This is a genomic window from Kitasatospora sp. MBT66 (genome assembly GCF_000710405.2).
In the GTDB taxonomy this organism is placed as follows: domain Bacteria; phylum Actinomycetota; class Actinomycetes; order Streptomycetales; family Streptomycetaceae; genus Kitasatospora; species Kitasatospora purpeofusca.
Genome location: NZ_JAIY01000023.1, coordinates 110,259 through 132,735, shown reverse-complemented (window position 1 = coordinate 132,735; position 22,477 = coordinate 110,259). Strand labels below are relative to the sequence as shown.

The window sequence follows — 22,477 nt, the reverse complement described above, 5'->3', positions numbered from 1 at the left end:
CCGTTTTCCGGAGTTTCATTCATCGGATTTCCCGAACTGGCCGGGGTCGCTTTCTGCGACGTCCTCCACATTAGCGCATTCCGAGAGTTACTCGAAATTCATGCTCCGAGCGTCAAGCACTCGATGGGATGGCCGTTTCAGCGACTCGTTCAACACTAGTCCACCTGGAGGACACCGTCAAACATCAGGGGCGGGATCCGGCTGGATCCCGCCCCTGAGAGTCGAAGCCGCAGGTCAGCGGCGTCGGGTTTCGGTCACTTGATCAACTCGGCGGCGGCCAGGTTCCGCTTGCCGCGACGCAGGACCAGCCAGCGGCCGTGCAGCAGATCGGCCTCGGCCGGCACCGCCTCCTCGTCCGTCACCTTGACGTTGTTGAGGTAGGCGCCACCCTCCTTGATCGTCCGGCGCGCGGCCGAACGGCTCGGGGAGAGACCGACGGCGACCAGCAGGTCGACGATCGGCTGGAGCTCGGTGACCTCGGCCTTGGGGACCTCGGCCAGTGCTGCCGCCAGGGTCGGGGCCTCCAGATCGGCGAGGTCGCCCTGGCCGAACAGCGCCTTGGACGCGGCGACCGCGCGCTCGTACTGCTCGGCGCCGTGCACCAGGGTGGTCAGCTCCTCGGCCAGCGCGCGCTGGGCGAGGCGGGCGGCCGGGCGCTCGGTGGTCTCGCGCTCCAGCTCCTCGACCTCCGCCTGCGAGCGGAAGCTGAAGATCCGCAGGAATTTGGGAACGTCCCGGTCGTCCGCGTTCAGCCAGAACTGGTAGAAGGCGTACGGGGTGGTCAGCTCGGGGTCGAGCCAGACCGTGCCGGACTCCGTCTTGCCGAACTTGGTGCCGTCCGCCTTGACGATCAGCGGCGTGGCCAGCGCGTGCACGGACTTGCCGTCGGCCTTGCGGATCAGGTCCGTGCCGGCCGTGAGGTTGCCCCACTGGTCGCTGCCGCCGGTCTGCAGCGCGCAGCCGTAGCGGCGGTTCAGTTCCAGGTAGTCCATGCCCTGGAGGATCTGGTAGCTGAACTCGGTGTAGCTGATGCCCGCGTCGGAGTTCAGCCGTCGGGCGACGGCCTCCTTGGCGATCATGTTGTTGACGCGGAAGTACTTGCCCACGTCGCGCAGCAGGCTGATCGCGGACATCCCGGAGGTCCAGTCCAGGTTGTTGACCATGCGCGCCGCGTACGGGCCCTCGAAGTCGAGGAACCGCGAGATCTGGCCGCGCAGGCGCTCGACCCAGCCGGCCACCGTCTCGGGGTCGTTGAGCACGCGCTCGGCGGTGGGCTTCGGGTCGCCGATCAGACCGGTGGCGCCGCCGACCAGGCCGAGCGGGAGGTTCCCCGCCTGCTGGATCCGGCGCATGGTGAGGATCTGGACCAGGTTGCCGAGGTGCAGGCTGGGCGCCGTCGGGTCGAAGCCGCAATAGAACGTGACCGGGCCGTCCGCGAACGCCTTGCGCAGTGCGTCCTCGTCGGTGGACAGGGCGATCAGCCCACGCCACCGCAGCTCGTCGACGATGTCCGTCACGGTCACGCTTCTCCTTCGATCGGGCGCCCGCCCGGTGCGGGCCCGGTTCTTTCCGGGCCCGGGTGCGGGACGACTCCAGCTTTGTAGAGCCTACGCGGTCCCGGCCAACGAGTTTTCTCCGGACTGGCATGGACGCGCCGGGCGGGGCGGAATCCGGGAGGGTCCGATTCCGGCCGGATCCGGTTCCCGTGCGTCCCGTCGCGGCCGTGCCCCTCGGCGACACCGGAAATTCCGTTGTTCGACGGCCCCGTGCCCCTTCAGAGTGGTCCCACCGCCGCGCGGCGGCAGTGACGTGTGTGGAGACGGTCGTGCCGCCGTGGCACGCCCGCGGAAGGGTGGCCGAGGTGCGCAGCACGCTGGTTCTGAACGCAAGCTACGAGCCGCTGACGACGGTGTCGCTCCAGCGTGCCGTGGTCCTGGTACTCCAGGACAAGGCCGTGGTCGAGCAGGCCCACCCACTGCGCACCGTGCGCGGGACGGGGGTGACCGTACCGGTGCCGCGGGTGATCAGACTCCAGCGGTACGTCCGGGTGCCGTTCCGACAACAGGCTCCGTGGTCACGCCGCGGGGTGCTCGTCCGGGACCAGCACCTGTGCGCCTACTGCGGGCGGCGGGCCACCACGGTGGACCACCTGCAGCCCAGGTCGCGCGGGGGGACGGACACCTGGATGAACACGGTGGCCGCCTGTTCCGAGGACAACCAGCGCAAGGCCGACCGGACGCCGGAGCAGGCGGGGATGAGGCTGCTCCGCCGGCCGTTCGTGCCGACGCCGCAGGCCACCCTGATGATGGCGCTGGGCCTGCGCGGCGCGGACGTCCGGGAGCTGGCCGCCTGGCTGCCGGCCCAGGTGGTCGCGTCGGCCGCCTCGGCCGCCGCCTGAGGCGGCATCCGGACCAGAGGGACCAGGGGAACCAGGGGAACCAGGGGGGACCCGGGGGAGGCTCGGCCGCGCATCGACGGGGGGAAGTCGGTGCGCGGCCGGACCGGGGCAAGCCGCAGGCAGGCCCTACTCCTGGGCCCGGTAGCCGGTCGCGGTGCCGAAGTTGGTCGAGTGCTCGGGGACGGCGACGACCCGGCCGCCGCCGAGCAGCACCCGTCCGGAGACCAGCAGCGAGCCGGTGCCGGGCGGGAAGTTGCCGCCGACCGTCTGGCGCCCGTCGGCCAGGGCGAAGCGGCTGAGGTGGGCCGGCTGGTCGAGGCGCTCGTCGACCGCGAGCACCAGCGCGCCGCGGTCCACCGCGACCGCACGGGCCGCGCCCTTCTCCCGCGCGGTGGTCCGCCAGCGCTGCTTGCCGCTGTCGAGGTCGTAGCCGACCACCGCGACGGAGCCGCCGGCGGCGTTGGCCGGGGCGACCGTGGTGATCATCGTGCGGTCCTGGAAGAACGCCCCGGGAGTGGCCGAGAACATCCCGTGGGCGACGTCGAGCCGCCCTCCGGAGCCGGCGACCGGAATCTCGGTGGCCGGGTCGCCGTTGGCGCCCCAGGCGAGGACCCGGTCGTCCTCGGGCTTCTCGCCGGTGGTGAGGACGACCGGAGGTTCGACGGAGAGCACCGTCGCCGTCTTCGGCCGGTTGTTCAGGGGGCGCGACCAGGTGACCTTGCCGTCGACGGCGTTCAGCGCGACGGCCTGGTCCACGGGGGTGGAGTCGGCGCAGGAGCTGGCGACCAGGACGGTGCCGCCGGACGCCCCGCCGGAGAGGGTGCAGAACTTCCCCTGCCCGGTGTACTGCCAGAGGTCGTTGCCGCCGGTGGCCTCCCAGGCGACGGCATGGCTGTCGCCGACCGCTATCACCTTGTCGTCGGTGACCCCGACGCTCGCGCCGTAGGCGCCCTTGGCGTCGGAGAGCGACTTGGTCCAGGCCGTCCGGCCGGTGCCGCTGTCGACGGCCGCGACCAGGGAGCACGGGCTCTTGGGGTCGGCCCGGGGCCGGAACAGTGCGGCGCCGAGGCCGGTCAGGTTGACGGTCGGGGAGAGGCCGCAGGGCACGGCGCCGGCGGCGGGCGGCTCCATCGACCAGGTCTGACGGCCGTCCGTGAGGTCGTAGGCGCGAACGCCGGTGGCGTCGGCGCGGACCACGGCGCCGGCCAGCAGCCAGCTGCCGACCAGGGTGTCGTCACCGCCGGTCGGGGTGGTGGCACCGGCGGCCCAGGTGCGGGTGTGCGCGACGGTGAAGCCCGGCTCGCCGCCGCCGGCGTTGTCGGCGGAGCCGCCGCCCTCCAGGCCGACCACGAGGCCGGCCGCGACCAGGACGCCGAGCGCGGCGACGCCCGCGCCGGTGCGCACCAGCAGCGCCCGGCGGCCGGGGGTGTGCTCGGCGGAGACGACGGCGTCCGCGGCGGCCCTGGCCCTGGCGGCGAGACCGGTCCGGCCCGCGGTGCGGTCCGCCCGCCGCGAGGAGGGTGCCACGGGCTCGGCCTCGGGTTCCGGCTCCGGCCTCGGCTCGGGTTCGGTGACGGGCTCCGGCTCGGCTTCCGGCTCCAGTCGCAGATAGCCGTCGGCGGAGTACTCGGCCCCGGCGGGGGCGTACAGCTCCCCGCCGCTCGGCTGCTGCGGGACGACGACGTAGGGCGCGTACTGCTGCTGGTCCGGTGCGTCGACGGCCCCGTGGGGCCAGGGCTGCTGAGGGATGTGGCCGTACCCGGCCTGGGGGGTGTGGGGGTCGTGGGCGGCGTAACCCTGCTGTCCGTAGCCCTGCTGTCCGTACCCCTGCTGTCCGTACCCCTGCTGTCCGTACCCCTGTTGCCCGTAGGCCTGCGTTCCGTAGGCCTGCTGCCCGTACTCCCCCGGCCACGCCTGCTGCGCCGGGTACTCGGCGGGCTCCAGGTGCTCCGGGTGCTCCGGGTATCCGGCGGGCCACTCCTGGGACGCCTGCTGCGGGTACCACTGCTGCGGGTGGCCGTCGCCGAGGGGATCCTGAGCCATCCGTTCCGTCCCTCCCGACCGCCTGCGATGCGGCAGTCAGCATCTCACGGCCCCGGAGCGGGGCGGAGCGGACGGTTCCGGTGCGGTCGGACAAGGCCCGACCGCACCGTGATTCCGACCTACCGGGCGGACTCGGCGGCGAGCGCGGCGTCGATCCGGGCGGCGAGGTCGAGGTCGAGGGCGGTGAGACCCCCCGCGCTGTGGGTGGAGAGGACGAAGCGCAGGGTGCGCCAGCGGATGTCGATGTCCGGGTGGTGGTCCATCGCCTCGGCCGTCTCGGCCACCGCCGCCACGACCCGGATCCCGGCCGGGAAGTCGGGGGCGTCGGCGGTCCGGACGATGCTGTCGCCCTCGCGGGTCCAGTGCGGCAGGCCCGCCAGTCCGGCGGTGATCGCGTCCTCGGTCAGCCGTTCGCGGCTCATCGGCTCTCCTGTCCTGTCGCCGGGGGCCGGTCGGTCGTCAGCCCGTCCGTCGGGGACGGGCGACCAGCTCGCCGCCGCAGTTCGGGCAGGCGCCGGCCATCTCCTCGGTGCACGGCCCGCAGAACGTGCACTCGTAGGAACATATAGAGGCCGGGCCGTCCGGGGTCAGCGACACCTCGCAGCGCTCGCAGATCGGGCGCATTTCCAGGGCCATGCCGGGGTCCCTCCGGATCAGGTGGCGAGCAGCTTGACGATCGCCGCCAGGCCGACGACGACGATGACGGCGCGCAGCGCCTGCGGCGGGAGGCGGCGGCCCACCTTGGCGCCGACCATGCCGCCGACCAGCGAGCCGACCGCGATCAGTCCGGCGGCGGTCCAGTTCACGGTCGAGGTGAAGAGGAAGAACAGTGCCGCGACCCCGTTGACGATCATCGCGAGGGCGTTCTTCACCCCGTTGATCCGCTGCAGGTCCTCCTGGAGCATCATGCCCATCAGGGCCAGCAGCAGCACGCCCTGCGCCGCGCCGAAGTAGCCGCCGTAGACGCCGGTGAGGAAGATGCCGACGAGCAGCAGCGGGCCGCCGTGCGGGTCGCCGTCGGGGCGGCGGCGGGCCGCGACCGCCTTGGCGACCCGGGGCTGCAGCACCACGAGGACCAGGGCGAGCAGGATCAGCACCGGGACGATCGCGTCGAAGGCGGCGCTGGGCAGCTCGATCAGCAGGTAGGCGCCGAGGACGCCGCCGAGCAGGGAGGCGGTGCCGAAGCGGGCGAGCCGCGCGCCCTGGCCGACCAGCTCGCGCCGGTAGCCGAGCACGCCGCTGGCCGAACCGGGCACCAGGCCGAAGGAGTTGGAGACGTTGGCGGTGACCGGCGGGAGTCCGACGGCGAGCAGCACCGGGAACGTGATGAGGGTGCCGGAGCCGACGATCACATTGATCATCCCCGCGCCGACGCCCGCCACCAGGACGGCGATCGCCTCCCAGACCGTCATGAGCCACCTCCCGTTGGGGTCCTGCCGCCGTGATCATGCCGGACGGACGGGCGCCGGTACCAGCCTCGCCCAGGATTCGGGACGTAGGACACACCGGGCGCGAACAGACCCGAAGGCCCGCCCCCGTGCGGTACGGGAGGCGGGCCCTCGGTGGACGAACGCGCGGGTTACTGCTCGGGGTCGTTCTTGCGGTACTCCCGGAGCGGGTCGATCCGGGGGCGGGCGGAACCCTTGGTGTCGGTGTCCAGCGGGCGCGGGCCGGCGGCCGGGTCGATCGGCACCTGGGTGGCGGCGGGCGGGGCGGCCGGGGCCGCGGTGGGGGCGGCCATCGCGCTGCCGTTGGCGCCGCCGGTCAGACCGGTGAAGGCGCCGCCCAGGCCCTTGAGCGCGTCGCCGACCTCGCTCGGGATGATCCAGAGCTTGTTGGAGTCGCCCTTGGCCAGCTCGGGCAGGGTCTGCAGGTACTGGTAGGCCAGCAGCTTCTGGTCCGCGTCGCCCTCGTGGATCGCCTCGAAGACGGTCCGGATGGCGGCGGCCTCACCGTCGGCGCGGAGCACGGCGGCCTGGGCCTCACCCTCGGCCTTGAGGACCTCGGCCTGCTTCTCGCCCTCGGCGCGCAGGATCTGGGACTGCCGGTTGCCCTCGGCGGTGAGGATCGCGGCGCGCTTGTCCCGCTCGGCGCGCATCTGCTTCTCCATCGAGTCCTGGATCGAGGTCGGCGGCTCGATGGCCTTCAGCTCGACCCGGTTGACCCGGATGCCCCACTTGCCGGTGGCCTCGTCCAGGACGCCGCGCAGGCCGGCGTTGATGACCTCGCGCGAGGTCAGGGTCGACTCGAGGTCCATCGAGCCGATGATGTTGCGCAGCGTGGTGACGGTGAGCTGCTCGATCGCCTGGATGTAGCTGGCGACCTCGTAGGTGGCCGCCCGCGCGTCGGTGACCTGGTAGTAGATCACCGTGTCGATGTTGACCACCAGGTTGTCCTGGGTGATCACCGGCTGCGGCGGGAACGGCACGACCTGCTCGCGCAGGTCGATCCGGTTGCGGACCCGGTCGATGAACGGGACCACGATGTTCAGGCCGGCGTTGAGCGTCCGGGTGTAGCGGCCGAAGCGCTCCACGATCGCGGCGCTGGCCTGCGGGATGACCTGAATCGTCTTGATCAGCGCGATGAAGGCCACCACGACCAGGACGACCAGGACGATAAGGACGGGTTCCACGGACTCTCCCCTAGACGACCAGGGCGGTCGCGCCCTGGATTTCGACGACGTCGACCTGCTCACCCGGCTGGTACACCTGCTCGGGGTGGAGCGCGCGGGCCGACCAGATCTCACCGTTGAGCTTGATCCGACCGCCCTCCCCGTCGACTTTCTCCGCGACGACCGCGGTGGCGCCCTTGAGCGCCTCGATGCCCATTCTGATCTGCGGGCCCTTCCGCAGTGCCCGGTAGGCGATCGGGCGGACGACGACCAGTTGCGCGACCGAGACCGCGACGAAGGTCAGCACCTGCCACACCACGTCGGCGCCCAGACCGGCGACGCCGGCCGCGAAGAGCGCGCCGACGGCGAACATCGCGAGCTCCGGCATCGTGGTGATCACCAACGGTATGCCGAGGCCGACGGCGACCAGGAGCCACCAGATCCAGCTGTCCACGTGTCCATCCTAGGGAGGGAAGGGCCTATGACGCGGTCAGTTCCCGCAGGTGGAGGGGCGGAAACCGGTCGCACGTGCGACCGGTTCCGGTTCGGCCGAGTTCAGCGGAGTTCAGTGGCGTCCGGCCGGGGCCCGGTCGGGCCGCGGAAGGACCCGCCCGGGTCGGCGCCGACCGGGGCGGTTCAGCCGAGCGGCAGGCCCTGGGCGGACCAGCGGTCGCCGTGGCGCTCCAGGGTCAGCGGGAGGCCGAAGCACTTGGAGAGGTTGCGGGCGGTGAGCTCGGTGTCGATCGGTCCGGCGGTGAGCACCTTGCCCTGGCGGATCATCAGGACGTGGGTGAAGCCGGGGGCGATCTCCTCGACGTGGTGGGTGACCATCGCCATGGCCGGCGCGAACTCGTCCTGGGCCAGGGCGCCGAGGCGGCGGACGAGGTCCTCGCGGCCGCCGAGGTCCAGCCCGGCGGCGGGCTCGTCGAGCAGCAGCAGCTCGGGGTCGGTCATCAGGGCGCGGGCGATCAGGGTGCGCTTGCGCTCGCCCTCGGAGAGGGTGCCGAAGCGGCGGTCGGTCATGCCGGCCATGCCGAGGCGGTCGAGCAGGGCGAGCGCGCGGGACTCGTCGAACTGCTCGTAGGACTCCTGCCAGGTGACGGTCATGCCGTACGCGGCGGTGAGCACCGTCTGCAGCACGGTCTGCTCGGCGGGCAGCTTGTCGAACATGGCCGCGCCGGCCAGGCCGATCCGCGAGCGGAGCTCGAAGACGTCGATCTCGCCGAGCTTCTCGCCGAGGACGCTGACCTTGCCGGAGGTCGGGAACAGGTACGAGGAGGCGATCTGCAGCAGGGTGGTCTTGCCGGCGCCGTTCGGGCCGAGGATGACCCAGCGCTCGCCCTCGGAGATGGACCACGAGACCTGGTCGACCAGCGCGCGCCCCTCCCGGACCACGGAAACGTCCACCAGCTCCAGCACGTCGCTCATGCCTATGCCTTCCCCAAAAACAGATATACGGCCGTCGGTGCGAGCGGCGTCCCGTCCCGGCGGCCGGTGGGCACGGGAATGGGTGCGCCGCACGCGCATGGGCAAACCTACGCCACCCGGGTGTCCGCCGATTCCGTAGGCTGGCCGGATGCTCGCCACACCTGCCGACAATCCGTACGAAGAGCCCCGTTCGGGGCGGCTGGCCGCCTGGGGCAACGCTCTGCTGGCCGGACTGGTGCCGCCCGACAACGCCGCCGCGGCGGTCCTGGGGGCCGACGAGAGCCACCGGGTGACCGGTCTGCCCGGGGACGCCCCGGACGAGCGGCACGGGCTCACCTGGGCGCTGGGACGGCTGCGGGTGCTCGGGGTGAAGGGCCTGCGGCTGGCCCTGCCCTCGGCCGGGCACCCGCTGGGCCTGACCGGCCCGGCGCCGTTCAACGCCCGCGCGCTGGCGGCCGGGGAGGCCGTGCTGGCGGTCGGGGTGCCGCTGGGGCTGGTGCCCGAGGTGGAGGTGTTCGGCCCGCCCGGGGACCGGTCGGCGACCGTGCTGTGGCGCTGCGCCGAGGTGAACGACGCGCCGCCGGCCGACGTGCCCTCGCTGCACGAGGCCGAGTTCGAGCTGGCGGACGGGCTTCGCCGGGCCACCGTGCTGCTGACCCGGCTGGACGTGGCCGGGGCCGGTCCGGAGGCGCTGCGGGCGCTGGAGGCGTACCGGCGGCGCGGGCACGCCGAGCTGCTGGCGCCCGGGTACCCGCCGCGCGCGGTGCGGGTGCTGGAGTCGGCCCGGCAGGTGGCGGCGCTGCTGTCGATCGCCTCCGACGGCCACGGCGCGGCGGTGAGCGCCTCCGAGATGGCGGCCCGGCAGGAGGCGCTGGCGCCGCTGTGGCGCACGGCCCGCCGGGCCCAGGTGGCGGCGTACAACGCGCTGGTGGACGAGCGGGAGCCGTAGGCGGCGGGAGCCTTGGGTCCGGACCAGGCCCTAACGGGTCTCGCCGTGCCGGACGGCCCAGAGCGCGGCCTGGGTGCGGTCGGCGAGGTCCAGCTTCATCAGGATGTTGGAGACGTGGGTCTTCACCGTCTTCTCGGACAGGTGCAGGCTGCGCGCGATCTCCCGGTTGGAGCGGCCGTCGGAGATGTGGCCGAGAACCTCGCGCTCGCGCTCGGTGAGGGTGCCGCCGCGGCCCTGCGGCGGGCGCGGGCCGTCGTCGGCGAGCAGTGCCTCGGCCAGCTCCGGCTGGAGCAGCACATGGCCGGCGTGGACCGAGCGGATCGCGCCGGCCAGTGCCTCCGGGTCGACGTCCTTGTAGACGTACCCGGCGGCGCCGGCCCGCAGCGCGGGGACCATGGTGCGGTGCTCGGTGAAGCTGGTGACGATGAGGATCCGGGCCCGGCTGCCCTCCTCCTTGAGCGTGCGCAGCGCCTCGATGCCGTCGACGCCGGGCATCTTGAGGTCCATCAGGACCACGTCGGGGTCGAGCGCGCGGGCCCGGGCGACGCCCTCGGCGCCGTCGGCGGCCTCGCCGACCACCTCGATGTCGTCCTGCACCTCCAGGAAGGTGCGCAGGCCGCGGCGGACGACCTGGTGGTCGTCGACCAGCAGGACGCGGATCGCGGTCAGGGTGTCAGGCACCGGGGACCTCCATCTCGACGATCGTGCCCGTTCCGGGGGACGAGTCCAGGGTGAGCCGGCCGCCGACGGCGGCGGCGCGGTCGCGCATCGAGGCCAGGCCGAGGTGGCGGCCGGCCCGTCGGACGGCCCCGGGGTCGAAGCCCCGGCCGTTGTCGCTGACCCGCAGCACGGCGCCGCGTTCGGGCGTGCCGGCCAGGGTGACGGTGACGCGGCCGGCGCCGGAGTGGCGCAGCGCGTTGTGCAGGGCCTCCTGGGCGACCCGCAGCAGGGCGGCCTCCTGGGCCTGCGGGAGGGCGCGGACGCGGTCGGCGGCGAAGGCGATGTCGGCGTTGTGGGCGCGGTCGAGGACCTGCACCTGGGAGGCCAGGGTGGCGCTCAGGCCGTCCTCCTCCAGCGCGGCGGGGCGCAGTTCGACGACGACGGCGCGCAGTTCGTCGGCGGCCTCGGCGGCGAGCCGGGCCACCTCGGCGAGTTCGGCGCGGGCGCGGGCCGGGTCGCGGTCGACGAGCTTGGCGGCGGCCTTGGCGGTGAGGCGCAGCGAGAACAGCTTCTGCGAGACGGCGTCGTGCAGGTCGTGGGCGATCCGGGCGCGCTCGCCGGCCAGGGTGAGTTCGCGGCTGCGCTCGTAGAGGCGGGCGTTGGTCAGGGCCAGCGCGGCGTGCGCGGCCAGTATCCGCAGCAGTTCCTCGTCGTGGTCGGTGAAGCCGCCGCCGCCGCGCTTGTTGGCGAGGTAGATGACGCCGAGCACCTCGGGTCCGTCCTCGTCGCCGTCCCCGTCCTCGTCGTGGTCGGCGTCGACGATGGGCATGCCGAGGAAGGCGCCGAGTTCGGGGTGGGCCTCGGGCCAGCCGCCGAAGGCGGGGGCGCGGCGGACGTCGTCGAGCCGGATCGGGCCGGTCTCGTGGAGCATCGCGGCGAGCACGCCGTGCTGGCGGGGCAGCGGTCCGATCGCACGCCACTGCTCGTCGGTGACGCCGTCGACGACGAACTGGGCGAAGCCGCCGTGGTCGTCGGGGACCCCGAGGGCGGCGTACTCGGCGCCGAGCAGCCGGCGGGCGGAGGCGGTGATCCGGCGCAGGACCTCGCGGACCTCCAGGTGGCGGCTCATCCCGAGCAGGGCCTGGCTGACGGCCTCGATGCCGGCCAGGCAGGGTTCGCAGGCGGGCAGGGTGCCGTCCGGCGGCGGGCCGACCGGGATCCGGTCGGCGGGCAGCAGTCCGGCGTGCCGGTGGTCGCTTGGCACGGTGGGCATGACGCCAACCTACCGCCGTCCGCGGGGCGCGCGCGTCGGTCCCCGGCCGGGCGGTACGCAGGTCCAGCGACCTAGGTCGTGCCCTGCGGACCGCGCCGTTCCGGAGCGCCGGACGGGGCCCCTGGGCGGGCCCGGGAACGCCGCGGGGGCGGCCCGCCCCGGTCGGGGTGGGCCGCCCCCGTGCTGGCGGCGGTGCCGGGCGTCAGCCCTTCTGCATGACCTCGGGCTCGTGACGGCGCTGGAGGCGGGTGACGATGACGCCGATGAGGACGGACATCAGGATCAGCACGCCGGCGTCGAACCAGAACTGGCCCGAGTTGTGGCCCCAGAGCGCGTCGTACTCGGGGTTCTGGAAGTCCTTGTTCCAGGGTCCGAGCAGGTGCGACAGGTCGAGCGTGGTGGCGACCATGCCGGTGCCCCAGCGGGCCGGCATCAGCCAGGCGAACTGCTCCAGGCCGGGCTTGGAGAAGATCTGGAACAGGCAGCCGGTGAAGACGACCTGGATGATCGCGAACATCACCAGCAGCGGCATGGTCTTCTCGGCGGTCTTCACCAGTGCGGAGATCGCCAGGCCGAACATCATCGAGGCGAAGCTCAGCAGGATCAGGCCGAAGCTCATCTCCAGGATCGGCAGGTCCTTGATCACCAGGCCGTGCGCGGGCAGCTTGCGCGGCAGGAAGCCGACCGCGGAGATGATCGCGCCCTGGATCACGCTGAAGAAGCCCAGCACGATGATCTTGGACATCATGTACGCCGACCGGGACAGGCCGGTGGCCCGTTCCCGTTCGTAGATCGCCCGTTCCTTGATCAGCTCGCGGACCGAGTTCGCCGCGCCGGAGAAACAGGCGCCGATCGCCAGGATCAGCATGATCGTCGCGGCGCCGCTGTTGAGGCCGAGCTGCGACTTGGGGTTCGGCGCCAGCCCCGGTTCGTTGGGGATCAGCACACTGACCGCGCCGAGCACCGCCGGGAGCAGCACCGACAGCGCCAGGAAGCCCCGGTCGGAGGCGAGCACCGAGGCGTAGCGGCGGATCAGCGTCCACAGCTGCGAGCCCCAGCTCTGCGGCTTCGGCGGGCGGACCGCCTCCTGGACGATCTGCGCGGACTGCACGGCGCCGGACTCCACATCCGCCGAGTACTGCTGGTGGTGCACCGAGCTGCGGTAGCGGCCGGCCCAGTCGTGGTCCGGGTAGTTCTCGAAGGCCTGGAAGACATCGGCCCAGGTCTCGTACCCGAAGAAGTGCAGCGCCTCGTCCGGCGGACCGAAGTAGGCCACCGAACCGCCCGGCGCCATCACCAGCAGCCGGTCGCAGAGCGCGAGTTCGGCCACCGAGTGGGTGACGACCAGGATCGTGCGGCCGTCGTCGGCGAGGCCGCGCAGCATCTGCATGACCTCGCGGTCCATGCCCGGGTCGAGGCCCGAGGTGGGCTCGTCCAGGAAGATCAGCGAGGGCTTGGTGAGCAGCTCCAGAGCGACCGAGACACGCTTCTGCTGGCCGCCGGAGAGGGCGGTGATCCGGTTGTCCGCGCGCTTGTCGAGCCGCAGCTCGTAGAGCACCTCGTCGATCCGCGCCTCGCGCTCGCGCGGCTCGGTGTCGCCGGGGAAGCGCAGCCGGGCCGCGTACTTGAGGCCGGTGCGGACGGTCAGTTCCTTGTGCAGGATCTCCGACTGCGGCACCAGGCCGATGCGCGAGCGCAGCTCGGCGAACTGCTTGTAGAGGTTGCGGCCGTCGTAGAGGACGTCGCCGCGGTCGGCCGGGCGGTAGCCGGTGAGGGCGCGCAGCAGGGTCGACTTGCCGGAGCCCGACGGGCCGATGACGGCGACCAGGGACTTCTCCGGGACGCCGAAGCTGACGTCGTTGAGCAGGACCTTCTTGCCGCCCTTGAAGTCGACCTCGACGGTCAGGTGGCGGGCGGAGAAGGAGACGGCGCCGGTGTCGACGAACTCCTGCAGCTGGTCGCCGACCAGCACGAAGCTGGAGTGGCCGACCGTCAGCCGGTCCTGCGGGCCGATCAGCTGGCGCTCGACCCGCAGGCCGTTGAGGAAGATGCCATTGTGGCTGCCGAGGTCGACGATCTCGTACCGGCCGTCGGGCAGCTGGCGCAGCTCGGCGTGGTGGCGGGAGACCTGGAGGTCGGAGACGACGATGTCGTTGTCCAGCGCACGACCGATCCGCATGGTGTTCATGCCGGCGGTCAGGTTGCGGATGACCGTCGGCTGCGGGCCGCCGTCGTGCGGGGCGGGCGCCTGCTGCGGGAACCCCTGCGGGGCGTGCTGCCCCGGGAAGCCCTGCTGCTGCGGGAAGTGCTGCGGCTGCGGCTGGACCTGCGGCTCCGGCTGCCACTGCTGCTGCGGCGGGTAGGGCTGCTGCGCCGCCGGGGGCTGCCACTGCTGCTGCGGGGCGGCGCTCCGGCTGGTCGCGGCCTCGTGCCAGGCCGGCTGAGCGGCCTGCTGGGCGGCGGCCGGCGCGGAGAACGCGAGCCTGGGGCCGTTCTCGGCGTTGCCGAGGTTGACCACGGCGCCCGGGAACAGCTGGGCCTGCATTGTGCGGGCACCGCCCGTGTAGGTGCCGTTGGTGCTGCCGTGGTCGTCCAGCTGCCAACCCGCCCCGTTGAAGGAGATGGTGGCGTGCTGCCAGGACACCCGCGCGTCGTCGAACTGGAAGTCCGACTGCGGATTGCGACCGATGGTGTAGGACCGCCCGGGTTCCAGGACCCGCTGCTGTCCGTTGATCTCGATGACGAGTTGCGGCACTCTCGCCTGCCCCGCTCTCTCGGTTCCCCCGATGGTGCGCCCCGGCCAGGTGGGGCGAAATGATCGTGAATCTGACGGGGGAATCATTCCAGCCCGTCGGCCGTGGGTGAAAGCCGCCCCCGCGGACTGTGACCAGGCGGCAACGATTCGCGGACCGCCCTTGTACGACCTGGTACGGCCCGGTCCGGCCGGACGGCGGGCCCGTCGTCCGGCCCGGGCGGCGGGCTCGTCCACGAACCGGACGGGTGCCGTCACGGTGTCCGGCTCCGGGTAGCGTGGGACGCACCATGAACGCATCGCCCTTGGCCGCCGAGCCGTTCCCCGCCCCGCAGCCCCGGACCGAGGACGGGCGCACCCTGCTCGTCAAGGTGTTCGGCAAGGACCGCCCCGGCATCACCGCCGGGCTCTTCGCCACCCTGGCCGGGTTCGGCGTCGAGGTCGTCGACATCGAGCAGGTGGTCACCCGTGGCCGGATAACGCTGTGCGCCCTGGTCTCCGCCCCCGCCGTACGGGGCGCCGAGGGCGACCTGCGGGCCGTGGTGCACCGCTGGGCCGAGGAGCAGAAGCTCCAGGCCGAGATCATCTCCGGCATCGGCGACAACCGGCCGCGCCGCGAGGGCCGCTCCCACGTCACCGTGCTGGGCCACCCGCTGACCGCCTCCGCCGTCGCCGCGCTCACCGCGCGGATCACGGCCGCGGACGGCAACATCGACCGGGTCTTCCGGCTCGCCAAGTACCCGGTGACCGCCGTCGAGCTGGCCGTCTCGGGTGTTGCCACCGACCGGCTGCGGGCCGAGCTGGCCCAGGAGGCGGCCACCCAGCGGGTGGACGTCGCGGTGGTGGCGGCCGGGCTGGAGCGGCGGGCCAAGCGGCTGATCGTCATGGACGTCGACTCGACGCTGATCCAGGACGAGGTGATCGAGCTGTTCGCCGCCCACGCGGGCTGCGAGCAGGAGGTCGCCGAGGTGACGGCCGCCGCGATGCGCGGCGAGCTGGACTTCGCGGAGTCGCTGCGCGCCCGGGTGGCGCTGCTGGCCGGGCTGGACGCCGCGGTGACCGAGAAGGTGCGCGCGGAGGTCCGGTTCACCCCGGGCGCCCGCACCCTGATCCGCACCCTGCAGCGGCTGGGCTTCCAGGTCGCGGTGGTGTCCGGCGGTTTCACCCAGGTCACCGACCACCTGGTGGAGCAGCTGGGCCTGGACTACGCGGCGGCGAACACCCTGGAGGTGGTGGACGGGAAGTTCACCGGCCGGGTGGTCGGCGAGATCGTCGACCGGGCGGGCAAGGCGCGCTGGCTGGAGCGGTTCGCCGAGCAGGCCAAGGTGCCGCTGGAGCAGACGGTGGCGATCGGCGACGGCGCCAACGACCTGGACATGCTGAACGCGGCCGGGCTGGGCGTGGCGTTCAACGCCAAGCCGGTGGTGCGGGAGGCGGCGGACACCGCGGTGAACGTGCCGTTCCTGGACACCGTGCTGTACCTGCTCGGGATCACCCGCGAGGAGGTCGAGGCGGCCGACGTGGTGGACGTCCTGGACCACCCGGAGGCCGGCGCCCGGGCCTGACGGGCCCGGGAGCGGCGCGCGGGACCGACGGCGCGGAACCGGCGCGCGGGACCGACCGGACGCACCGAGGGGCGCGCGGACATGGTCCGCGCGCCCCTCGTCGTCGGTCCGGTACGCTGCCGGCGCTCAGTCCTGCGGCGTGAAGTACGAGACCAACTGCGCCACACCCGGCTCGACGCCCTTCCACGAGCCGGAGAAGCTGAGCACCGCGACGGCCGCGGTCGGGAAGCCGCCCAGCCGCAGCCGCTCCAGCGCGTCCCGGTCGCCCTCGTCGCCGGCCAGCACCTGGGTCAGGCCCAGCACCCCCGGGTTGTGGCCCACCAGGACCACGTCCGCGTACTCCTCCGGGGTCTCCTGGAGGACGGTGATGATCTCGCCGGGGCTGGCGTCGTAGACCCGGTCCTCGTAGACGGTCCGCCGCACCCGCTTCGGCAGCTCGTGCGCGGCGAGCTTCCAGGTCTCCCGGGTGCGCAGCGCGGTGGAGCAGAGCACGTAGTCGGGGTTGATGCCGGAATCGGCGAGCCAGCGGCCGGATTCCGGGGCCTGGTGGCGGCCCCGGTCGGCCAGCGGCCGCTCGTGGTCGTCGACGCCGTCCGGCCAGTCGGCCTTGGCATGGCGGAGAACGATGATCCTGCGGGGCGTGTCGGCGCTCATACCCAGCAAGCTTGGCAGAAAAGCCGGCCGCGGGCGCGATGCTGCCCGATGGCGCCACCCCCGGCGTCGGGGAGTGCCATCATGCGGGGTTCACCGGGGCGTCCCCCGGGGTCAGCCGATGTTCCGGGCGACGATCGCGACGATCACCAGCAGGACGACGATGCCGGCGATGATCGCGGCGAGCTGGCCGAGCTTCTTGTGGCCGTCGGTGGGGTTCGGTTCGAGAACGGGCATGCCCGGATTCTCCCACCCCGGACACGCCCGTCCCCCACCGGGACCCGTTCTCCCCCGACCGGGACCGGTCAGGCCGCGACGGCCCCGGAGGCCGTCGCCACCGCCTCGTCCTCGATGTGCCGGGCCCGGGCCGCCCGCAGGCCGAACAGCATCTGCGGCACCAGCAGCACCGCCAGGAAGCCGAGCGGCAGGTACCACTCGCCGGTGGCCTGGTAGAGCCGGCCGATCAGGATCGGGCCGGGGATCGAGATCAGGTAGCCGACGCCCTGGGCGAAGGCGGACAGCTGGGCCACCCCGCCGGCCGTCCGGGCGCGCAGGCCGATCATGGTCAGCACCAGCGGGAAGGCGCAGTTGGACAGGCCCACCAGGACCGCCCACAGCCACGGCGCACCGGCCGGGGCCAGCGCCAGCCCGGTGTAGCCGGCGATGCCGAAGGCCGCCAGGACCACCACGAAGAGCCGCTGGTCGCCGCGCCGGGCAGCCAGGTTGGGCAGCACGAAGGAGACCGGCACACCGATCACCATGGTCAGCGCCAGCAGCACGCCCGAGGTGCCCGAGGAGACCCCGGCGTCCTGGAAGATCGTCGGCAGCCAGCCCATCACCACGTACGCGCCGGTGGCCTGGAAGCCGAAGAAGATCGCCAGCGCCCAGGCGGTGCGGCTGCGGGTGATCGGCAGCCGCACGGTGTCCGCCGCGCCGGCCGCCGGTCCGGCGGAGTCCCGCCGCCGGCCCACCAGCACCGGGATCCAGAGCAGCAGGGCGACGGCGCCGAGCCCGGCCCAGACCCCGAGGCCGAGCCGCCAGTCGCCGCCGAGCCCCTTGGTCAGCGGGACGGTGACGGCGGCGGCCAGCGCGGTGCCCGCCGAGAGCGCCATCGAGTAGAGGCCGATCATCGGCCCGACCTTCTCCGGGAAGTACCGCTTGATGACCACCGGGATCAGCACGTTGGAGACCGCCACACCGGCCAGCGCGAGCGCGGTGAGCAGCAGGAAGACCGCCGTGCCGCCGGCGAAGGAGCGGGCCAGCACGCCCGCGGTGATCGCGCCCATGCCCGCGGTGACCACCGCGACCGGGCCGAGCCGCCGGGCCAGCCCGGGCGCGGCGAAGCCGAACAGGGCGAAGCAGAGCGAGGGGACGGCGGTGAGCAGGCCGGCGACGGTCGGGCTCATCCCGAGGTCGGTGCGGACCTGGTCAAGCAGCGGCCCGAGGCTGGTGACCACCGGGCGGAGGTTGAACGCGGCGGCGGCGATCGCGAGGGCGAACAGCCAGCCGAGGTGGCGACTTCTGGGCGGGGCCGGCCGCTCGGTCTGCGGCCGGTCGGCACCCCGGGGGTCGACCCGGGTGGAAGCGGTGACGGGATCTGCGGTGTCTGCTGCGGACGACATGCGGGCCATCATAGAATGATGGGATGAATTAGCGCATCCTCGAATTGGCATGATGGCCCGACCCACCCGACCCAAGGAGTCCCCCGTGGCGCTGTCCTCGCCGAGGCGCACCCCGCTGTCCGACCAGGTGATCGCCCAACTGCGCGCGCAGATCACCTCCGGGGAGTGGCCCGTCGGCTCGCGCATCCCCACCGAGGCCGCCCTGGTCGAACAGCTGGGCGTGGCCCGCAATACCGTCCGCGAAGCCGTCCGCGCCCTCGCCCACAACGGACTGCTCGACATCCGCCAGGGCTCCGGCACCTACGTCCTCGCCGCCAGCGAACTCGCCGGCGTCATGCACCGCCGCTTCGCCGACGCCGACCGGGCCCAGGTCGCCGAACTGCGCACCACCCTGGAGACCGCCGCCGCCGGTCTCGCCGCCGCCCGCCGCACCGACCGCGACCTCGACCTCATGGACTCCGCCCTCGCCCGCCGCGAGGACGCCTGGCACTCCGGCAACGCCGAGGACTTCGTCCAGGCCGACGCCGCCTTCCACCAGACCGTGGTCGCCGCCGCCCACAACGACGTGCTCTCCGCCCTCTACGCCGACCTCGGCGAGGTCACCCGGGCCCTGCTGCGCCACGACGTCGGCCCCGAGATCGTCCCCGAGCGCTACCTCGGCCACGACGACATCATCGACGCCATCCGCGCCCGCGACGCCCAGCGCGCCTCGCACGAGGCCGGCCGCGCCATCGGCGCCTGCGACCGGGAGGGCTGACCGGGGGGCGGCCCGCGGGCGCTCGCGCCAGCACCCGCACCGGCGCCCGCGGGTGCACCGACGCGGGCACGCGCCTTGCGGGAGCCCGCTTTTGGCGTGCTAACGTCCCGTGAAAATTCGCGAACGGCCGGTCTCCGGCCGGATGTGGACCACAACGGGGAGAAGTGATGGCGGATCCGGACCTGAAGCTGGGCCAGGGACCGGGCGGGGGGCCCACCAAGGTGTCGACCGGCGCGCTGGACAAGGCGGCCACCGCGCTCGACGGCATCGCGACCGACAGCACCGCGGCCGGGAAGACCGCCGACGAGTCGACCGAGGCCGCCGCCGGCAAGCTGAGCGGCTGGGACACCGCCGCCGCCCTGCGCGGCGCGGTCAAGGAGTGGCACGAGCAGGTGTCGCAGCTCAACGGCCGCCTCAACCAGGAGGCCGGGATGATGCGGCAGACCCACACCAACTACCTGAACGTCGAGCACGGCATCGCCTCGTCGTTCGGCGGGAACGGCACGCCGTTCGCCGGGAACGGTGCGGGCGGATGAGCCTGCTCGGTTTCGAGGACGTCATGAAGGCGGACCCGTCGGCGATGGCCAAGGCCGTCGCCGACTGGACCGAGATGGCCCGCAAGTACCAGGGCGTCCAGCAGCGGCTGGAGACCGAGGTGCTCCCGGTCACCGGCGGCCAGAACCTGTGGTTCGGCTCGACCGCCTCCGCGGCCAACCTGCACATCAGCATGACCCGGCAGCAGAGCGTCGACGCGCAGACCGAGGCCAAGGCCGTCGCCTCGATCATCAAGGACGCCCAGGGCGACTTCGAGTCGGCGCAGAAGAAGCTCAAGCAGACCGTCGCCGACGCCCAGGCCGACGGCATGAAGGTGACCGGCACCGGAAACGTCCTGTTCGACGTCGGCGCCCTCTCCAAGGAGGAGCGCGACTACTACCACCACGACCCGGACTACCAGCAGTCCCGGCACGAGGCCGCCGGCCAGTGGTCGCGGAAGATCACGATCTTCCTGGAGGAGGCGACCGCCGCCGACCAGCGGGCCGCCCTCCAACTGCGCCGCGCCGCCAAGGTCGGCGACCCGCTCGACCAGTTCAACGGCCAGGCGGTCGGCGGCGGCGACGAGGCCGACGGCCGGCGCGCCGCCGAACTCGCGGCCCGGCTCAAGGACGGCAAGACCCTCAGCCCGGAGGAGCTCGCCGAGCTCAACAACCTGATGAAGGCCAACTCCGGCAGCCCCGTCTACGGCCAGACGCTGCTCAACACGCTCGGCCCCGAGGGCACCCTGCTGCTCGCCGACGAGCTGGAGCTCCGGCTCAACGACCGCGACGGCAAGCTCAAGGGCGAGTACGGCGAGCTCCAGACCAACCTCGCCAACACCATCGCCGGCGCCACCAAGGACCCGAACACGAAGTTCTACCAGGACTTCCGCAAGGGCCTCCAGGAAGCCGGCGTCAAGAACATCAACGCCCGCCACTTCGGCGGCAAGACCGAACCGATCTACGGCTACCAGACCCTCGCCACCCTGCTCCAGCACGGCAACGCCGGGTACGGCAAGGAGTTCCTGAACGACCTCGGCACCGACGTCCTCGCCGCCGAGCGCGCCGACAAGAACCGCTGGTCCGCGCACCAGTTCAACGGCCCGCGCCCGGACCTGGTGTACGACCCCGTGGACGGCGTGCTCAAGCTGATGGGCCAGAACCCGGACGCCGCCACCATGTTCCTGGACCCGAAGTCGCCCGGCGCCGAGGACCGCCTCAAGTACCTGCTGCGCGACCGCGAGTGGCCCACCACGTACACCAACACCCTCTTCGGTCCGCCGATGAACGACAAGGGCACCCACCAGGACGGCCTGGCCGCCGCCCTGGAAGCCGCCGCCACCGGCGACGTCCCCGGCGAGGGAAGCCACAACGGCGGCCCCCACACCCCGGCCCAGGCCCGGGTGATGCAGGGCGCCATCGACGCCCTGGACGCCGGGGGCAAGGGCAGCGAGATCCACGACGATCTCAAGATGCCGATCGCCAACGCGCTGTCGGACTACGTGGACGACACGCACCTGATCCTGAGCGAGGACGTCAGCAACGTTCAGCACAACGGCGCCTGGGAGAAGAACGGCGAGGGCCACCTCGGCGGAAGCTCCGACCACCTCGTCCGGGTGATGCGCGGCGTCGCCGACGACCCGGAGGCCTACGCCACGCTGTACGCCGCCGAGCGGGCCAAGGCCGCCGACGCCCTGGCCGTCCTCCCGCCCGATCCTCAGCACGCCCCGGAGGACCGGGACATCCCGGCTCGGCAGGTCGGCACGGCACTCGGTGCCTACGACGCGATCCGGACCTCCGTCATCCTGGACGAGAAGGACGACCGGATGGAGTGGGCCGAGAAGACGGGCGAGTTCGCCTCCACGGTGAACGGCAGCGTGACCGGGTTCATCCCGGAGGTCGGTGACATCGCGGGCGGCCTCGTCGATCTCGGCATCTCCGAGTGGAGCGACCACATCAAGGAGGACGCCCAGAACGCGGGCAACTCCAAGTCGGCCGATGCCCACTACGCCGCGCTCACCCAGGGCAAGGCCATGGCCGCAGGCTGGGGCGACGCGCACCACGCGGACCCGAAGACGACCAGCGTGGTCTCGCAGGAACTGGGCACCGGCCACACCACCGGTCATGCGAACGCCATGAGCGCCCTCGGACGGAACGGCCAGAAGTGACCATCTCCCGACGGACCTGGGCCGTCGTCGTGGGCGTGCTGGTCCTCGCCCTCGGCGCGGGCGGCTTCGCGACGTGGCAGTACACCAACCTGTTCCTGCCGGACCGCCTCTGCGACGGCGCCGTCGCCGCGAAGGACGTCCAGCAGGTCCTGGGCGACGGCAGGATCGAGGTCGTGCAGAGCCGCCTGCCGAAGGACCTCGCCGAGCCGGCAGGCCGTTGCGTGATCCAGGTAAGGGGCGGCGCCGACCTCACCCTCCAGAGCCACGGTGTCGAACGTGCCGACAAGCGCAGCTTTGTCGATCCCGCGATGTCCCAGCCGGACCGGGGGCCGCTCGGTGCCTTCGCCAACGACACCGGCTGGCTGGTGCTCCCGGCGGGCTGCCGGAGGGCCACCACTGGCAGCACGGAGGATTTCCCGGACCGGGACGCCGACATCCTCGCCGCGGACGTGCGCCATCGCGGCAAGCACGAGCTCATGTGGCAGGACGACCCGTCCAAGGAGACTCCCGACCAGGAGGCTCGCGCCGCCCTCGCCCGGCTCGCCGCGGACTTCGGCGCGGCCCTGGCCAAGTCGTCCGGCTGCGGCTCCGCCGACGTGCCGGACATGCACCTCACCGCCCCCGGCCCGGCCGTCACGCCCGCGACCGACGGGCAGCTCTGCGGCCTGCCGGGCGTCGGGACCGGCCGGAACCTGCCGGAGCTGGCCCAGCGGGTCAGCGATCCGGCCGCGCCGCTCCAGTCCTGCTGGGTCTACAGCCAGATCATGTCCGAACCCGCGCTCCGCTTCACCGTCACCACCGACACCCGCTATCCGACCTTCGTCGCCACCAGGAAGAGTCTGGACACCCCGCTGCCGACCGGTTGGCGAGGTGCGGGCACGGACCGCGCGGTCCACGCGCAGTGCGGAAAGGACGACCTCTTCCTCCACCTGTCCGGACGGTCCGACCTCGTCGCCCCCGAACCCAGCGCCTTCAGCACTCCGCTGTTCGCCTCCTGGGCGAACGCCGTGGCCGCGCAGCGCGGCTGCGAGCCGGTCGCCCCCAAGTAACACCGAAACGCCGCTGCC

21 protein-coding genes are annotated in these 22,477 nt (G+C 72.8%); 7 read left to right on the top strand and 14 right to left on the bottom strand.

Features of this window, described 5'->3' with window-relative positions; all coding sequences use genetic code 11:
• Window positions 1–254: 254 nt before the first annotated feature.
• A complete protein-coding gene (gene tyrS, locus BI06_RS44565; protein WP_043478726.1) occupies window positions 255–1,517 on the bottom strand; it encodes a tyrosine--tRNA ligase in 1,263 nt (420 codons plus the stop codon).
• 344 nt (window positions 1,518–1,861) lie between these two features.
• On the opposite strand from tyrS, the gene BI06_RS44560 reads away from it, so the two are divergent.
• Window positions 1,862–2,398, top strand: coding sequence for an HNH endonuclease (locus BI06_RS44560; RefSeq protein WP_043478723.1), 537 nt, complete (start codon window positions 1,862–1,864; stop codon window positions 2,396–2,398).
• A gap of 126 nt (window positions 2,399–2,524) precedes the next feature.
• Here BI06_RS44560 and BI06_RS55345 read toward each other — a convergent pair whose 3' ends face one another.
• From BI06_RS55345 to BI06_RS44525, 7 genes are all read right to left on the bottom strand, one after another.
• Window positions 2,525–4,441, bottom strand: coding sequence for a PQQ-binding-like beta-propeller repeat protein (locus tag BI06_RS55345; RefSeq protein WP_043478655.1), 1,917 nt, complete (start codon window positions 4,439–4,441; stop codon window positions 2,525–2,527).
• Window positions 4,442–4,560: 119 nt separating this feature from the next.
• Complete coding sequence (locus BI06_RS44550) at window positions 4,561–4,863, bottom strand: 4a-hydroxytetrahydrobiopterin dehydratase (protein ID WP_030398238.1); 303 nt, start codon at window positions 4,861–4,863, stop codon at window positions 4,561–4,563.
• 37 nt (window positions 4,864–4,900) lie between these two features.
• Entirely contained in the window at window positions 4,901–5,077 is a 177-nt protein-coding gene (locus BI06_RS44545; protein WP_030398239.1) for a DUF1272 domain-containing protein, read from the bottom strand.
• A 17-nt stretch (window positions 5,078–5,094) separates the two neighbouring features.
• Entirely contained in the window at window positions 5,095–5,853 is a 759-nt protein-coding gene (locus BI06_RS44540; protein WP_043478652.1) for a sulfite exporter TauE/SafE family protein, read from the bottom strand.
• Between the two features lie 167 nt (window positions 5,854–6,020).
• Window positions 6,021–7,073, bottom strand: a complete 1,053-nt coding sequence (locus BI06_RS44535) for an SPFH domain-containing protein (protein ID WP_030398241.1) — start codon at window positions 7,071–7,073, stop codon at window positions 6,021–6,023.
• A gap of 10 nt (window positions 7,074–7,083) precedes the next feature.
• Window positions 7,084–7,506 carry an NfeD family protein gene (locus BI06_RS44530; RefSeq protein ID WP_030398242.1) on the bottom strand — a complete coding sequence of 141 codons (423 nt, stop codon included), beginning with the start codon at window positions 7,504–7,506 and terminating at the stop codon, window positions 7,084–7,086.
• Between the two features lie 182 nt (window positions 7,507–7,688).
• Window positions 7,689–8,480: an ABC transporter ATP-binding protein gene (locus tag BI06_RS44525; protein ID WP_030398243.1), complete on the bottom strand. Its 792-nt coding sequence runs from the start codon at window positions 8,478–8,480 to the stop codon at window positions 7,689–7,691.
• 148 nt (window positions 8,481–8,628) lie between these two features.
• On the opposite strand from BI06_RS44525, the gene BI06_RS44520 reads away from it, so the two are divergent.
• Window positions 8,629–9,429, top strand: a complete 801-nt coding sequence (locus tag BI06_RS44520; RefSeq protein WP_030398244.1) for a hypothetical protein — start codon at window positions 8,629–8,631, stop codon at window positions 9,427–9,429.
• Between the two features lie 30 nt (window positions 9,430–9,459).
• Here the strand turns inward: BI06_RS44520 and BI06_RS44515 are convergent, their stop codons facing one another.
• From BI06_RS44515 to BI06_RS44505, 3 genes are all read right to left on the bottom strand, one after another.
• Window positions 9,460–10,110 (bottom strand): response regulator transcription factor, encoded by a 651-nt coding sequence (locus BI06_RS44515; protein WP_030398245.1) that lies wholly within the window; start codon window positions 10,108–10,110, stop codon window positions 9,460–9,462.
• A complete protein-coding gene (locus tag BI06_RS44510) occupies window positions 10,103–11,218 on the bottom strand; it encodes a GAF domain-containing sensor histidine kinase (protein WP_051743058.1) in 1,116 nt (371 codons plus the stop codon). Before BI06_RS44510 ends, BI06_RS44515 begins: the two co-directional genes overlap by 8 nt.
• 346 nt (window positions 11,219–11,564) lie before the next feature.
• A complete protein-coding gene (locus tag BI06_RS44505) occupies window positions 11,565–14,117 on the bottom strand; it encodes an FHA domain-containing protein (RefSeq protein ID WP_043478650.1) in 2,553 nt (850 codons plus the stop codon).
• 287 nt (window positions 14,118–14,404) lie between these two features.
• Here BI06_RS44505 and serB point away from each other — a divergent pair, with 287 nt between their 5' ends.
• On the top strand, window positions 14,405–15,679 hold the full coding sequence (gene serB, locus BI06_RS44500) for a phosphoserine phosphatase SerB (protein WP_051743052.1): 1,275 nt from the start codon (window positions 14,405–14,407) through the stop codon (window positions 15,677–15,679).
• 126 nt (window positions 15,680–15,805) lie between these two features.
• On the opposite strand, the gene BI06_RS44495 is transcribed toward serB, so the two are convergent.
• From BI06_RS44495 to BI06_RS44490, 3 genes are all read right to left on the bottom strand, one after another.
• On the bottom strand, window positions 15,806–16,333 hold the full coding sequence (locus BI06_RS44495) for a histidine phosphatase family protein (RefSeq protein ID WP_030398249.1): 528 nt from the start codon (window positions 16,331–16,333) through the stop codon (window positions 15,806–15,808).
• 111 nt (window positions 16,334–16,444) lie between these two features.
• On the bottom strand, window positions 16,445–16,567 hold the full coding sequence (locus BI06_RS54995) for an SGM_5486 family transporter-associated protein (RefSeq protein WP_255360334.1): 123 nt from the start codon (window positions 16,565–16,567) through the stop codon (window positions 16,445–16,447).
• A gap of 68 nt (window positions 16,568–16,635) precedes the next feature.
• Window positions 16,636–17,961 carry an MFS transporter gene (locus tag BI06_RS44490; protein ID WP_030398250.1) on the bottom strand — a complete coding sequence of 442 codons (1,326 nt, stop codon included), beginning with the start codon at window positions 17,959–17,961 and terminating at the stop codon, window positions 16,636–16,638.
• Between the two features lie 76 nt (window positions 17,962–18,037).
• On the opposite strand from BI06_RS44490, the gene BI06_RS44485 reads away from it, so the two are divergent.
• From BI06_RS44485 to BI06_RS44470, 4 genes are all read left to right on the top strand, one after another.
• On the top strand, window positions 18,038–18,709 hold the full coding sequence (locus BI06_RS44485) for a FadR/GntR family transcriptional regulator (protein WP_030398251.1): 672 nt from the start codon (window positions 18,038–18,040) through the stop codon (window positions 18,707–18,709).
• A 167-nt stretch (window positions 18,710–18,876) separates the two neighbouring features.
• Window positions 18,877–19,245 carry a WXG100 family type VII secretion target gene (locus tag BI06_RS44480; RefSeq protein WP_051743051.1) on the top strand — a complete coding sequence of 123 codons (369 nt, stop codon included), beginning with the start codon at window positions 18,877–18,879 and terminating at the stop codon, window positions 19,243–19,245.
• Window positions 19,242–21,410 (top strand): DUF6571 family protein, encoded by a 2,169-nt coding sequence (locus tag BI06_RS44475; RefSeq protein WP_043478644.1) that lies wholly within the window; start codon window positions 19,242–19,244, stop codon window positions 21,408–21,410. The genes BI06_RS44480 and BI06_RS44475 overlap by 4 nt, the downstream gene beginning before the upstream one ends.
• Window positions 21,407–22,459: a hypothetical protein gene (locus tag BI06_RS44470; RefSeq protein ID WP_030398254.1), complete on the top strand. Its 1,053-nt coding sequence runs from the start codon at window positions 21,407–21,409 to the stop codon at window positions 22,457–22,459. The genes BI06_RS44475 and BI06_RS44470 overlap by 4 nt, the downstream gene beginning before the upstream one ends.
• Window positions 22,460–22,477: the final 18 nt, after the last annotated feature.